This window comes from Pseudoalteromonas sp. (assembly GCF_018402495.1).
Taxonomy (GTDB): Bacteria; Pseudomonadota; Gammaproteobacteria; order Enterobacterales; family Alteromonadaceae; genus Pseudoalteromonas.
In genome coordinates this window covers 177,291-191,480 of the sequence record NZ_JAGYIU010000001.1, presented here as the reverse complement: position 1 = coordinate 191,480, position 14,190 = coordinate 177,291, and the positions used below count along the sequence as shown (strand labels likewise).

The following is a 14,190-nucleotide window of genomic DNA, read 5'->3' as shown; positions in this document are numbered from 1 at the left end:
GTGCGGGTGCATAAATTATTACTTGCTTTACTATCATTGAGTTTATTCGGTTGCATTGATAGTAAAGAAGAAATCTTAGAAGAGAAGAGTCAAGGCCTTGTTTATTGCGCCGAGGCAAATCCTGTGTCGTTTAACCCACAAGTTACAACGACAGGGTCGACTATTGATATAATTGCTAACCAGTTATACGACCGGTTAATTAGTATTGACCCCGTAACCGCCCAATTTAAAAGCGAACTAGCCACCGACTGGAAAATTAGTAAAGACGGTAAGTCTGTTACTTTTACACTACGCAAAGGTGTTAAATTTCATACCACCGCGTATTTTACTCCAACCCGCGAGTTTAACGCTGATGATGTTATTTTCACTTTCAGCCGCTTATTTGATGTATACAATCCTTATCATTTTGTCGGTGATGCTAATTATCCCTACTTTCAAAGCGTCGGTCTTGACCAACTGATCCGTAAAATTGTCAGAGTGTCTGATCACCAAGTGCGATTTGAATTATTTAACCCTGAAAGCAGTTTTTTAGCCAATATGGCCACCGACTTTGCCGTCGTACTCTCTAAAGAATACGCGATGGCGCTCAAAGCTAATAATCAAGAAAACTTATTTGATCAATACCCTGTTGGTACTGGCCCTTTCATTTACAAAGAGTATCGGCGCGACCATTTAGTTCGCTTTTATAAGAACCCTGATTATTGGAAGCATGAGGTAGCACTTGAGCAGTTGGTTTACGATATTACGCCTAATGGCACCACCCGTATTGCAAAAATATTAACTAAAGAATGCGATGTAACTGCGCACCCTAGCAGTGCCCAATTGAGTATTTTAGCTCAGCGTGAGGACATAAATGTTGAAAAAGAAACTAACTTAAATATTGGTTACTGGGCATTTAATACCGAGCGCCCTCCGTTTGATAACCTCAAGGTTCGCCAAGCTCTCGTTCATGCCATTGATGTAGATAAAATAATGCAAGCAGTTTACTACGGTAATGGGCTTCGAGCGCAATCCATGTTGCCGCCAACGTCGTGGGCGTTTGAACCACAGAAGAACATGCCAACTTTCGATCCACAACTTGCAAAAAAACTATTAACTGAAGCTGGGTTTCCAAAAGGGTTTAATATGAGCATTTGGGCTATGCCTGTCAGCCGTATTTACAATCCCAATGCGCGAAAAATGGCTGAGCTAATGCAAAGCGATTTAAGCAAAATTGGTGTTAAGGTCAATATTGTCGAGTACGAATGGAACACCTTTATTCAACGTATTGGTGAGCATCGCCACGACAGCGTTTTATTAGGTTGGGCTGCTGATACGCCCGATCCTGATAACTTTTTTAGCCCTTTATTAAGTTGTACCGCAACATTTAGCGGTAAAAACCCAGCAAACTGGTGTAACCCTGAATTTGATTTACTATTAACCAAAGCGTTGGATACTACCGATTTAAATTTGCGCAAACAGTACTATGACGCTGCACAAAGTATGATTATTGACCAATTACCTTTGTATCCAATAGCGCATGGCATGCGTTTCCAGGCTAGCAGTGCTGAGGTTGAAGGGATCACATTAGGTCCGTTTGGCGCGATTTCATTAGCGAATGCGAGGAAAAAGTAATGATATTAGATTATATTTTACGCCGCCTCGGACTGTTGTTTTTTATGGTGTTATTACTAAGCATATTCACTTTTTCGCTAAGCTATTTATTCCCTGGCGATGTATTAAGTAACTTAAGTGGAGTATCAAACACTAACTTCGCACAAAGCGCGCTATTAGAAGAAAAATATCGCGTTAATAGCAACTACTTTATTCAGTACATTGCATTTTTAGACCGCATACTGCAAGGCGACTGGGGAGTATCGTTTGCTTCTGGCGATAGTGTATTTAAGCATATCCTTGATTTAATTCCTGCAACATTGGAGCTAAGCATTTATGCGCTACTCATCTCTGTTGTAGTGGGCGTACCTTTAGGTATTTTGGCATCGGCTTATTACAAAAGATGGCCTGATAAACTAATTAGCTCAACAGCTATCGTTGGCTATTCTATGCCTATTTTTTGGCTCGCTTTACTCCTTATCATGGTGTTTTCTCTCAAGCTTGGTTGGTTTCCTATGTCGGGCCGGGTTAGCTTACTTTACGAAATACCCGCCAGTACGGGGTTTATCTTGGTTGATATTTTACTAGCTGATTTTCCCTACAATGGCATGGCAATGCTTGATGCGCTTCATCACTTGACTTTACCCACTATTGTACTGGCTATGTATCCAACAACTGTACTAGTGAGGTTTACTCGCGAGTCGATGTTAAAAGTAATGGATCAAAGCTATATAAAAACAGCGCGAGCTAAAGGGCTTAATCGTGGACAACTTATTATTCATCATGCCCTTAGAAATGCATTACTACCGGTAATAAAGCAGATTGGCTTACAGTTTAGCACCTTAATAACCCTTGCTATGATCACTGAAGTTATTTTTTCATGGCCAGGAATTGGCCGTTGGTTAATCGACAGTATTTACCAACGTGACTATCCTGCCATACAAGGCGGGTTAATGGCCGTCTCTTTATTTATTATTATTGCAACCATTATGGCCGAGCTAACATACACCCTACTCGATCCTCTGTCACGGAACCAAGCGCATGGCAAAGTTTAATTTATTTTCAGAAGATGCAAATAAATCGCCATTAGCAAGACTATGGCGAAAATTTAAAAATAACCACCCTGCATTGGTTGGCCTATGGGTGTTTATTGCCTTTTGTATTTTAGCCGCAACAGCGCCTTTTCTTGCCCCCTATGGGGTAAATCAACAGCACAGTGATGCCTTGTTACTGCCTCCTTCGTGGAATGAAATGGGCGATGTGCGGTTTATTTTAGGTACTGATGATTTAGGCAGAGATGTACTTTCACGTTTAATGAATGGCGCAACTTATACTTTTGGTTTGTCGGTAGTGGCTGCGCTAATTACCACCATGATTGGTGTATTAGTTGGTACATTTGCTGGTATTAGCAAAGGACTACGCGCTAGTTTTTTGAACCATTTACTTGATGTGACTTTATCCATTCCGTCATTATTACTGGCCATTATTATTATTGCCATACTCGGTCCTGGACTGATGAATACCGTTTGGGCAATTATTTTAGCACTGTTACCACAATTTATTCATTCCATCAGAAATCTAATCGTTGATGAGCTAGGTAAAGATTACGTCACTGCGTATCGACTTGATGGCGCCTCAAATTGGCATATTTTATCCCGTGGTATTTTTCCTAATGTGTATGAGTATATTGTGGTTATTTTTACAATGGCACTTTCTACAGCTATTTTAGATATTGCCGCACTGGGATTTTTAAAGCTTGGCGCTCAACCCCCCACGACAGAATGGGGCGCTATTTTAGCCGAAAACTTAGGGCTTATTTATTTAGCACCATGGACGGTCGCGCTTCCGGGTGTATTATTATTTTTAGCCGTACTTTCAACAAACTTAGTGGGTGATGGACTTCGCAAAGTTTTACAAGCGCGTAAGGCTGATTAAATGCATTTACTAGATATTCGAAACTTAACTATTGAGCTGCAAACAGCTGAAACGACAATTCGCGCAGTTGACCGCGTAAGTTTTAGTTTAAAAGAAGGCGAAGTACACGCTCTAGTGGGAGAATCAGGCTCAGGCAAAAGCTTAATTGCAAAAGCGATTGTAGGTGTGCTGAATGAGCGCTGGGTGATAACCGCCGATAGAATGCATTGGCGTGGTGTCGATTTAATGCGCCTAACACCAGAGCAGCGCCGTAAAACCGTCAGCCAAGATATTGCGATGATTTATCAAGACCCAAGTCGTTGCCTTGACCCTACCGCAAAAATATTTAATCAAATAGCTGAAACACTGCCCGAAGTGGCCACCACAGGGTTTTTCTTAAAACGAAACCGAGCGCGTAAAGACCGTGTTAAAGCCTTAATACACAAAGTGGGTATTAAAAATCATGAAGCGGTACTTGATAGCTACCCACATGAACTCTCCGAGGGCGTTTGCCAAAAAGTCATGATAGCCATGGCCATTGCACGTACACCTAAATTGTTGATCGCCGACGAGCCAACAACCGCGCTAGAAAGTACCACTCGTGCGCAAGTATTTAGGTTATTAAAAAGTCTGAATCAGCTAAAAAACATGTCTATTTTGATGATTTCTCACGAGCTAGAAGAAATAGTGAATTGGTCGCACGGTATTCATGTTTTATATTGTGGACAAATGGTTGAGGCTGGACCAACGCAGCGCATTTTTAGTCAACCACGTCATCCGTACACACAAGCGCTATTAAAAAGCTTACCTGATTATGAGCATGGCTTAGCCCATAAAGAACCTTTTTACGCGCTTAAGGGCACCATACCGACATTACAACATCTACCTATTGGTTGCCGTTTGGGCCCACGTTGCCCACAAGCACAAAAAGAGTGTGTGGTTGCCCCTAAACTCTCTAAGCACCATGGCCATAGTTATGCCTGTCACTTTCCATTGATCAAGGAAGTAAAATAATGCAACCTCTGTTAAAAGTTCAGGCCTTGTCAAAAACCTTTAACATACGTGCGGGCTTATTTAACCGTAAAAAATTTGAGGTACTAAAAAATATCTCATTTAGTATTGGTAAAGGTGAAACGATTGCCATTATTGGTGAAACGGGCTCAGGAAAAAGTACCCTTGCTAAACTGTTAGTCGGTGCTTATAGTGCAGACAGCGGACAAATATTATTAGAAAATAACACCATTGAAAATAACGGTCAGCGCGATGCTCAGTGTCGTTATATTCGGATGATTTTTCAAGATTCAGCCACCTCACTAAACCCAGCACTGACCATTGCAGAAATGCTTGATGATTGCCTAAAATTTAATACTGATTTTGATCAAGCTCAGCGCAGCGAAAAAATTGATAGTACGTTACTTAAGGTGGGTTTATTGGTTGATCACCAACAATATTATCCGCATATGTTTAGTATTGGGCAATTACAACGTGTAGCGCTCGCTCGTGCACTTATTTTAGACCCTAAGGTTGTTGTACTCGACGAAGCGCTTTCGTCGCTTGACCCCTCTGTAAGAGCGCAAATAGTAAACTTATTACTCAAACTGCAGCTAGAAACTGGTTTAACCTATATTTTGATCACTCATCATTTAAGTTTAGTACGTCATATTAGCGACCAACTAGTTGTGCTCAACAAAGGTGAAATTGTTGAATACGGTGACACAGAAACTATTTTTCAAAGCCCACAATCAAAGATCACTCAACGCTTACTAAGCTGTTAAGACAAAAACAAAAAAGGCGCCAGATGGCGCCTTTTTTAATTTAGCTCATGCCTTATTCAACAGGTTGCGCTGTTTTTGGTACATTGAGATCAGCTTGTTGCTTGAGTGACTCAATAAATACCGTGTAGTTTTTCTGTGCTTGGGCCATGGTAATATTTTGCTTCATTTGTGGCTCAATGGTGTCACTCACTGGTGCGTCTGTGACTGAATTAAGTGCCACAATAGCCGCATCACCATTATTTAAATTAACAACATCATAAACTGCACCATCGTTTGGATGCGCCATTTTAAATACTTGAGTTACAATAGCTGGTGAAACACCTGGGCTTTGACGAGTAAGTTGCGACTCTTTACGCACGCTCAGTGACTGCTCAGCAGCAATGTCGTTTAAGCTCTTACCGTCTTTAATCTGAGCAAATAAGGTACGGGCTTTTTCTTTAGCAAGCGCTGAGGTTTTTTCATTTACTAAGCGTGTTTTAATTTGCTCACTTACTTCGCTTAGTGCTTTGGTTGCAGCCGGTTGATGCTCGTTTACACGAACCACAATTACGTGCTCACTACCTAGCTCAATCACTTCTGAATTTACTTTATCTTCAAGTAGTTCAGCTGATGATAAGGCTGTAATAACCCCTGGGTTATTAAGTGGCTCAGGAAGTGCGTTAAGCGCTAGTAATGGTGTAGATTGAACCTCAACACCCGCAACTTCAGCGGCATCGTCTAAGCGGTCAGAAATTTCAAATGCTAACGCACCCATTTCTGTTTGTTTCTCGTAAAACGCGTCCACTTTTTCAGCTTGCTCAAGCTCAGCACGTAAATCTGCTTTAACCTCGTCATACGGTTTAACTTGCTGCGATTGAATGTCTGTCAGTTTAATAATATGGTAACCAAACTCAGAGGCAACTACATCCGAGTAATCACCTTTGTTTTGCAGAGCAAAAGCAGCCTCTTCAAATGCAGGCTCCATAACATCACGTTCAATCCACTCTAAATCACCGCCCATTTCGGCGCTAACAATATCATCTGACGACGATTCTGCTAATTGCGCAAAATCAGCGCCAGCATTTAGTTGTGCTAGCAAAGACTCCGCTTTCTCTTTTGCCATATCATCATCTTCGCTGTTATCAATTAAGATATGCGATACACGACGTTTTTCAGGCTCAACATACTGGGCTTTACTCTGCTCATAATAAGCCTTTACATCGTCTTCAGTTACTGATGCAACATCAATATCGGCTACATTAAGCTCAATGTAATTAACCGAAATACGTTCAGGTGATAAAAATTGCCCTGCATTTAATTCATAGTAATCTGCAACTTCTTGCTCTGTGACTTCAACATCAGCTTTCATTGCTTGTTTATCAATTACTAAATAGTCAATGCTTCGCGTTTGTTGTTGTAGTGCAATGGCTGACTTAAGCTCGTTTTGCAACGCAAAATCAGTCCCTGCAACCGCAGATACTAACTGGCTTCGTGTCATATCATCACGCAGATATTCTCTAAATGAATCCGGTTGGAAATTCATTTGACGAATAACTTGTAAGTAGCGGTCGTTATTAAACTGATCGCCAATCTTAAAGTAAGGTAGCTCTAAAATTGTTTGACGAATACTCTCATCACTCACACGAAGACCCAGCTCAGAGGCTAACTGACTTTGTAATTCTTGTTGTACTAAACGGTCAATCACGCCTTGGCGTATTTGAGCCATGTAGGTTGGATCAGCTGCTATTTGGGTAAAATACTCACCAAATTGTTGCTCTAAGCGGCTACGTTCATTTTGAAACGCACGGCTAAATTCTGTTTGGCTAATTTTAATTCCATTTACTTCAGCAACGGGTTGTTCTGGGGTTTGACCCAAATAACTACCAATCCCAGCTAAGGCAAAAGATAAAATCACCGCGCCTAAAATGACTTTGGCTACCGGTCCTTGCGAACCTTCTCTGATTTTCTCAAGCATTTGTTAATCTCTTTTCTGATCAAGGCATTTTTACCTTGTCACATGTAAAAAAAGCGTATCTTACCAGATACGCTTTTTCACTTGAAGTAACTGGCGGTAAAGTAACTTAATTCATCAATTAGAATAATTAAGCGTTAATTTAACTCGCCATAACTAATTTGTTTATACAGTGATTAGTTTACTGCGTCTTTAAGCGCTTTACCGGCTTTGAAAGCAGGGATGTTAGCGGCAGCAATTTGAATTGTTTCACCAGTTTGTGGGTTACGGCCTGCACGAGCAGCACGCTCGCGTACAGAAAACGTACCAAATCCAACAAGTGCAACTGAGTCGCCATCTTTTAGCGCGCCAGATACAGATTCGATGAATGAATCTAGAGCACGACCAGCAGCCGCTTTAGAAATGTCAGCATCAGCTGCGATTTGATCGATTAATTGAGATTTATTCACAATATCATCCTCTTTCATTGTTGTTATCAAGAGCGATTGTTTTTTTAAACTAACATCACTGTTTTGAAATTTTGAGCATTTTTTTAAAGCTCACATGATTATATTTTTCTTAAGCCTAGGCCCTACAAGGGCTAGGCTTGAAAACCAGTGCTTAACTTATCATACCGTTTAGATTTGAAAAGCCCCTAAAAGCACTTTTTTTGGCTTTTTTACTGCTTTTTCGATGTTTCGACTGAAAAACTATCAACCGGATGCACTAGAGCCAGCTTTAATACCTCATCAATCCAAGTAACTGGGTGAATATCAAGACCCGCCAAAACATTGTCAGGTATCTCTTTTAGGTCACGTTCATTGATTTTAGGAATAACGACGGTTTTAATTCCACCACGATGAGCGGCTAATAATTTCTCTTTTAAGCCTCCAATTGGCAATACTTCTCCACGTAAGGTAATTTCACCTGTCATAGCGACATCAGAACGTACCGGATTACCGGTTAGGCTTGAAACCAAGCATGTAACCATGGCAATACCCGCACTTGGGCCATCTTTAGGAGTTGCACCCTCAGGTACGTGTACGTGAATGTCGCGTTTTTCATAAAAGTCACTGTTAATGCGCAGCTCATCTGCGCGATTACGTACTACCGTCATTGCCGCTTGAATCGACTCTTGCATTACATCGCCTAACGAGCCGGTGTAAGTTAGCTTACCTTTTCCCGGTACCGCAGCACATTCAATAGTGAGTAAATCACCACCGACTTCTGTCCACGCAAGGCCAGTAACTTGACCAATGCGGTCACCATCTTCCGCTTTACCATAATCAAAGCGCTGAACACCTAAGTATTCTTCAAGATTATCTGCATCAATAGTGACAGTTTTAATGTCTTTTTCGATTAAGATGTTTTTAACCGCTTTACGACATAACTTAGAGACTTCTCGCTCTAAATTACGTACACCTGCTTCTCGCGTATAATAGCGGATAATCCCAATAATGGCGCTGTCGGCAATCTCAACTTCTTTGTCTTTGAGGCCATTACGTTTAATTTGCTTAGGAATTAAATGCTCTTTTGCAATATTTAACTTTTCGTCTTCGGTGTAACCCGATAAACGAATAACTTCCATACGATCTAATAAAGGGCCTGGAATATTAAAGCTATTTGAAGTTGCAACAAACATCACATCAGATAAATCGTAATCAACTTCAAGGTAATGATCAGCAAAGTGACTATTTTGCTCCGGATCGAGCACCTCTAATAACGCTGATGCAGGATCACCACGCATATCCGCTGACATTTTGTCAATTTCATCTAACAAGAATAATGGGTTTTTAACGCCCACTTTAGTCATGTTTTGAATTAACTTACCAGGCATAGAGCCAATGTAAGTACGACGATGCCCACGAATCTCAGCTTCATCACGAACGCCACCGAGTGCCATACGAACGTACTTACGACCCGTTGAACGCGCAATAGACTGCCCAAGTGATGTTTTACCTACACCCGGCGGTCCAACTAAACATAAGATTGGCCCTTTAAGTTTATTGGTACGCTGTTGTACTGCGAGGTACTCAATAATGCGCTCTTTGACTTTATCAAGGCCGTGGTGATCGCTATCTAATATTTTTTGCGCGCCGGCTAAGTCTTTTTTCACCTTAGAGCGTTTTTTCCACGGTACGTTAATTAACGTATCTATGTATGAGCGAACAACACTGGCTTCTGCCGACATTGGCGACATCATTTTAAGCTTATTTAACTCAGCTGTGGCTTTTTCTTTCGCTTCTGATGGCATGCCAGACTCTTCAATGCGCTTTTTCAACGCTTCAAATTCATCCGGTACGTCATCAATTTCACCCAACTCTTTTTGAATCGCTTTCATTTGCTCATTGAGGTAATACTCACGTTGCGATTTTTCCATTTGCTTTTTAACGCGGGTACGAATTTTTTTCTCAACTTGCAATAAATCTATTTCACCTTCCATTAGCGCCATTAAATACTCTAATCGCTCTGTCACGCTTGATATTTCGAGTACTTTTTGCTTTTCAGGCACTTTTAATGGCATATGTGCAGCCATAGTGTCAGCAAGACGCGCAGGCTCATCAATACCAGAGACTGAGGTCATTACTTCAGGTGGAATTTTTTTATTTAATTTTACATAGCCTTCAAACTGGCTCAATGCACTGCGAATAAAAATATCTTGTTCTTGCTCGTTCACTGAGTTCGATTCAATAAACTGTGCATTTGCAACAAAAAAGTCTTCGTTATCAACAAATTCTTCAATATTCGCACGTTGCGTGCCTTCAACTAATACTTTTACTGTACCATCAGGTAGCTTTAATAATTGAAGTACAGTGGCAATTGTCCCAACACGATAAATATCGTCTTTTTCTGGCTCATCTACGGTTGCATCTTTTTGTGCAACTAAGAAAATTTGTTTGTCTTTATCCATCGCCGCTTCAAGGCATTTTATTGATTTTTCACGGCCTACAAAAAGCGGGATCACCATGTGTGGATACACCACCACATCGCGTAGTGCTAGCACAGGGATTTCGACTCGATCGTTTCTCTCAAGCGTCATTGTATTTTCTCTTTGCACTTCATTTATTTAAAGATTACTCAAGTATATGGGGATAACCTAATTAAAGTTCAACAATTTTTGTCAACTCGGTTAAATTAATTATAAAAAAAGGAGCCGTTGGCTCCTTTTTAAAATTATTCGTTCAGAATTTAATCTGCCGCTGCTTGCTCTTGATTACTGCTGTCATAAATCAAGATAGGATCAGACTCACCTTTAATCACAGTTTCATCAACAACTACTTTGCTTACATTATCAATTGAAGGAAGCTCATACATAGTATCAAGCAATACTCCTTCTACAATTGAACGAAGACCACGCGCACCGGTTTTACGCTCCATCGCTTTATGAGCAATTGCACGCAATGCATCATCACGAAACTCAAGCTCAACATCTTCCATGCCAAACAGCACTGAAAACTGTTTAGTAATAGCGTTTTTAGGTTCACTTAAAATTTGCACCAGCGCAGCTTCATCAAGCTCGGTTAAAGTAGCAACCACAGGTAAACGGCCAATAAATTCTGGGATTAAGCCATATTTAACTAAATCTTCTGGCTCAACATCTTTAAATGTTTCACTTAAAGAACGGCTCGCTGCCGACTCTTTAACGTCTACACCAAAACCAATACCGGTGTTTTTGTGGCTACGTTGTTCAATCACTTTATCTAGACCAGCAAATGCCCCCCCACAAATAAACAGTATTTTAGAGGTGTCTACTTGTAAAAACTCTTGTTGTGGATGCTTACGCCCGCCTTGCGGAGGAACAGATGCCACTGTACCTTCAATCAGTTTAAGTAAGGCTTGTTGTACACCTTCACCTGATACATCACGTGTAATTGATGGGTTGTCTGATTTACGAGAAATTTTGTCAATTTCATCAATGTAAACAATACCACGTTGTGCTTTTTCTACGTCGTAGTCACATTTTTGTAAAAGCTTTTGAATAATGTTTTCAACGTCTTCGCCTACATAACCGGCTTCGGTTAGTGTAGTGGCATCGGCCATAGTAAAGGGTACATCGAGTAAACGCGCGAGCGTTTCAGCTAATAATGTTTTACCACTACCCGTTGGACCTATTAATAAAATATTACTTTTACCTAGTTCAACGTCTTGTTTTGTTGATTGATTGCGTAAACGCTTGTAGTGATTGTAAACCGCTACAGATAACACTTTTTTGGCATGGTCTTGACCAATAACGTAGTCATCTAAGTGGTTACGGATTTCTTTTGGCACAGGTAATTTATCAGCGGCATCATGCTTAGGCGCGATGTCTTTAATTTCTTCCCTGATAATATCATTACACAGCTCTACACATTCATCACAAACGTATACTGAAGGTCCTGCAATTAATTTTCGAACTTCATGCTGGCTTTTGCCACAAAAAGAGCAGTATAACAATTTATTACTTTTGTCGCCGTCTGTAGGAGTATCAGACATTCAGCTACCTCATTTTATTACGTTGGCCACCAAAGTCTTGGTGGCTATTTTAATACGCTTTAACTATACCAAATTTAGTGTTTTTCGCATAGTAACTCTCATTAACAAGCATTATTGCTTGCAGGCATACTTACTTGCTACCGCGATTAGTAAATACTGAGTCAACAATACCGTAATCTACAGCTTGGCTTGCACTCATAAAATTGTCACGGTCTGTATCGCGTGAAACAACGTCAAGCGGTTGCCCTGTATGTTCAGCCATTAAGCGATTTAACTTGTCTTTAATAGACAGGATTTCTTTTGCGTGTATTTCAAAGTCAGACGCTTGACCTTGGAATCCACCTAACGGTTGGTGAATCATCACGCGTGAATTTGGTAAACAAAAGCGTTTACCCTTCGCGCCACCAGACAGTAAAAATGCGCCCATGCTAGCCGCTTGGCCTACACAGATGGTACTTACATCTGGTTTAATGAAATTCATTGTATCGTAAATAGCCATTCCCGCAGTGACAGAGCCACCCGGTGAATTGATATATAAAAAGATATCTTTTTCTGGGTTCTCTGATTCTAAAAATAGCATTTGCGCTAAGATCAGGTTTGCCATGTTGTCTTCAACTTGGCCCGTTAAAAAGATAATACGCTCTTTTAATAGCCTCGAATAAATATCAAACGAGCGCTCGCCTTTAGCTGTTTGCTCAACAACCATAGGGACTAATGCGTTTAGGGGATCTGTCATACCAGTGTTCATACTTATTTAATTCCTTATGCGCTTATACTTATTCTAAGAAAAGCATAATGATCATTTTTAGCTAATTAAGAACCACAAACTAAAATGGCCCGGGCACACTGCATAAACAGAGTAACACGAGCCATTTAATCGTTAGCGAGCGCTTAAGTCAATGACTTATTATGCACCTTGCTGTGGATTCATGATGTCATCAAATGCTTTTTCAACATCAGTCACAGTTGCTTTAGCTAAAATAGCTTCAACAGCTTGCTCTTCCATTGCTACATTACGCATTTGCTGCATTAGTTGATCATTTGCTTTGTAGTATTCTACAACTTCACTTGGATCTTCGTATGCAGAAGCTACAGTAGCAATCAATGCTTCAACTTTAGCGTCATCAACTTTGATATCGTTGGCTTTAATCACTTCACCTAATAATAGGCCAGTTTTAACACGTGTTACAGCTTGCTCATGGAACAATTCAGCAGGAAGCTCAGGCATATTTTGACCGTTACCACCAAAACGTTGAGCCGCTTGCTCACGTAATGCGTTAACTTCTTGGTCGATTAATGCTTTAGGCACTTCAACGTCGTTTTGCTCTAAAAGACCTTTAATGGCTTGGTCTTTTACATTAGCTTTAACCGCTTGGTCTAGCTCACGTGCCATGTTCTTTTTAACTTCTTCTTTAAGCGCGTCTACGCCGCCTTCGGTAACACCGAACTTAGTTGCAAACTCTTCGCTTAATTCAGGTAACTCTTGCGCTTCAACTTTTTTCACTGTGATAGTAAATTGAGCTGCTTTGCCTTTTAAGTTTTCAGCATGGTAATCTTCAGGGAAGTTTACATCAGCAACCACTTCTTCGCCTGCTTTTTTACCTACGATGTTATCTTCAAAACCTGGGATCATGCGACCTTGGCCAAGCTCTAGAGGGAAGTCTTCAGCTTTACCACCTTCGAACTCTTCCCCATCAATAGTGCCAACAAAATCAATTGTTACACGATCTTTTTCGCCAGCAGCTGCATCAACATCAGCCCAAGAAGCATGTTGCTTACGAAGTGTTTCTAGCATATTTGCTAAGTCTTCATCAGTCACTTCTACCGCTGGTTTTTCAACAGCAATTTTCTCTAAACCTTGAACTTCAATTTCAGGGTAAACTTCAAATGTTGCTGAAAACTCTAAATCTTTACCTGCTTCAAGTGCTTTAGGAGCAAATGTAGGTGCGCCAGCAGGGTTAATTTTTTCAGCTACAATTGCTTCAATGTAATTACGTTGCATTACTTCGCCAGCAACTTCTTGACGAACAGCTAATCCGAAACGCTTGTTGATTACTGATACTGGTACTTTACCAGCACGGAAACCGTCGATACGCTGCGTTTTTGACAGTTGTTGTAAGCGTTTTTTTACTTCGGTCTCAACGTTCTCTGCAGGAACGGTGATGGTCAGACGGCGCTCAAGGCCTTGAGTCGTCTCAACAGAAACTTGCATGATTTACCTCAATATTCAATTTTGGCGACTGTTCGCCTTCCTTACAAACAAAGTAACTATAGGCGTCTTGATAAAATTCAAGCTTTGGAGCTTAAAAAAATCCGTCCTACCAGGAGATACCATTGCTGCTCTGCCCTTAGGGCACTATATTATTAAACAAATAGACGCGGCATTATAACCTAATATTTTTGATAGTCGAGTGTAGGGGGAAATTATTTGAGGTAGAACAGCTTAGATAACGCTCAAGCGAATAAAAAACAAACTAATTAAGTAAAAATACAACTAACACAGAT

General features: G+C 40.6%; 10 protein-coding genes and 1 pseudogene. 5 read left to right on the top strand and 6 right to left on the bottom strand.

Annotated elements, in window-relative coordinates; genetic code table 11:
- Positions 1–6: 6 nt before the first annotated feature.
- From KG708_RS00875 to KG708_RS00855, 5 genes are read left to right on the top strand one after another with little or no spacing between them, the layout of a single operon-like run.
- Positions 7–1,614, top strand: a complete 1,608-nt coding sequence (locus KG708_RS00875) for an ABC transporter substrate-binding protein (protein WP_213607703.1) — start codon at positions 7–9, stop codon at positions 1,612–1,614.
- Complete coding sequence (locus tag KG708_RS00870) at positions 1,614–2,648, top strand: ABC transporter permease (protein WP_213607702.1); 1,035 nt, start codon at positions 1,614–1,616, stop codon at positions 2,646–2,648. The genes KG708_RS00875 and KG708_RS00870 overlap by 1 nt, the downstream gene beginning before the upstream one ends.
- Positions 2,635–3,528 (top strand): ABC transporter permease subunit, encoded by an 894-nt coding sequence (locus KG708_RS00865; RefSeq protein WP_213607701.1) that lies wholly within the window; start codon positions 2,635–2,637, stop codon positions 3,526–3,528. The genes KG708_RS00870 and KG708_RS00865 overlap by 14 nt, the downstream gene beginning before the upstream one ends.
- Positions 3,529–4,521, top strand: a complete 993-nt coding sequence (locus KG708_RS00860) for an oligopeptide/dipeptide ABC transporter ATP-binding protein (protein ID WP_213607700.1) — start codon at positions 3,529–3,531, stop codon at positions 4,519–4,521.
- Positions 4,521–5,282 (top strand): ATP-binding cassette domain-containing protein, encoded by a 762-nt coding sequence (locus KG708_RS00855; RefSeq protein ID WP_213607699.1) that lies wholly within the window; start codon positions 4,521–4,523, stop codon positions 5,280–5,282. The genes KG708_RS00860 and KG708_RS00855 overlap by 1 nt, the downstream gene beginning before the upstream one ends.
- Before the next feature lie 52 nt (positions 5,283–5,334).
- On the opposite strand, the gene KG708_RS00850 is transcribed toward KG708_RS00855, so the two are convergent.
- The 6 genes and pseudogenes from KG708_RS00850 to tig form a co-directional block, all read right to left on the bottom strand.
- Positions 5,335–7,236 (bottom strand): SurA N-terminal domain-containing protein, encoded by a 1,902-nt coding sequence (locus KG708_RS00850; protein ID WP_213607698.1) that lies wholly within the window; start codon positions 7,234–7,236, stop codon positions 5,335–5,337.
- A gap of 173 nt (positions 7,237–7,409) precedes the next feature.
- A pseudogene (locus tag KG708_RS00845) lies at positions 7,410–7,715 on the bottom strand (HU family DNA-binding protein); the annotation flags it as partial.
- A gap of 176 nt (positions 7,716–7,891) precedes the next feature.
- The gene (gene lon / locus KG708_RS00840) at positions 7,892–10,252 is read right to left on the bottom strand and encodes an endopeptidase La (RefSeq protein WP_213607697.1); all 2,361 of its coding nucleotides are present in this window, start codon (positions 10,250–10,252) and stop codon (positions 7,892–7,894) included.
- A gap of 149 nt (positions 10,253–10,401) precedes the next feature.
- On the bottom strand, positions 10,402–11,685 hold the full coding sequence (gene clpX, locus KG708_RS00835) for an ATP-dependent protease ATP-binding subunit ClpX (protein ID WP_213607696.1): 1,284 nt from the start codon (positions 11,683–11,685) through the stop codon (positions 10,402–10,404).
- Positions 11,686–11,815: 130 nt separating this feature from the next.
- On the bottom strand, positions 11,816–12,433 hold the full coding sequence (gene clpP, locus KG708_RS00830; protein WP_013465450.1) for an ATP-dependent Clp endopeptidase proteolytic subunit ClpP: 618 nt from the start codon (positions 12,431–12,433) through the stop codon (positions 11,816–11,818).
- 159 nt (positions 12,434–12,592) lie between these two features.
- A complete protein-coding gene (gene tig, locus KG708_RS00825) occupies positions 12,593–13,897 on the bottom strand; it encodes a trigger factor (RefSeq protein WP_213607695.1) in 1,305 nt (434 codons plus the stop codon).
- Positions 13,898–14,190 lie beyond the last annotated feature (293 nt).

Excerpts from the sequence above, each read along its gene's own strand:
- KG708_RS00860 (WP_213607700.1), top strand. The coding sequence starts at position 3,529 with ATGCATTTACTAGATATTCGAAACTTAACTATTGAGCTGCAAACAGCT.
- KG708_RS00850 (WP_213607698.1), bottom strand. The coding sequence starts at position 7,236 with ATGCTTGAGAAAATCAGAGAAGGTTCGCAAGGACCGGTAGCCAAAGTC.
- KG708_RS00865 (WP_213607701.1), top strand. The coding sequence starts at position 2,635 with ATGGCAAAGTTTAATTTATTTTCAGAAGATGCAAATAAATCGCCATTA.
- clpP (WP_013465450.1), bottom strand. The coding sequence starts at position 12,433 with ATGAACACTGGTATGACAGATCCCCTAAACGCATTAGTCCCTATGGTT.
- clpX (WP_213607696.1), bottom strand. The coding sequence starts at position 11,685 with ATGTCTGATACTCCTACAGACGGCGACAAAAGTAATAAATTGTTATAC.
- tig (WP_213607695.1), bottom strand. The coding sequence starts at position 13,897 with ATGCAAGTTTCTGTTGAGACGACTCAAGGCCTTGAGCGCCGTCTGACC.
- lon (WP_213607697.1), bottom strand. The coding sequence starts at position 10,252 with ATGACGCTTGAGAGAAACGATCGAGTCGAAATCCCTGTGCTAGCACTA.
- KG708_RS00870 (WP_213607702.1), top strand. The coding sequence starts at position 1,614 with ATGATATTAGATTATATTTTACGCCGCCTCGGACTGTTGTTTTTTATG.
- KG708_RS00855 (WP_213607699.1), top strand. The coding sequence starts at position 4,521 with ATGCAACCTCTGTTAAAAGTTCAGGCCTTGTCAAAAACCTTTAACATA.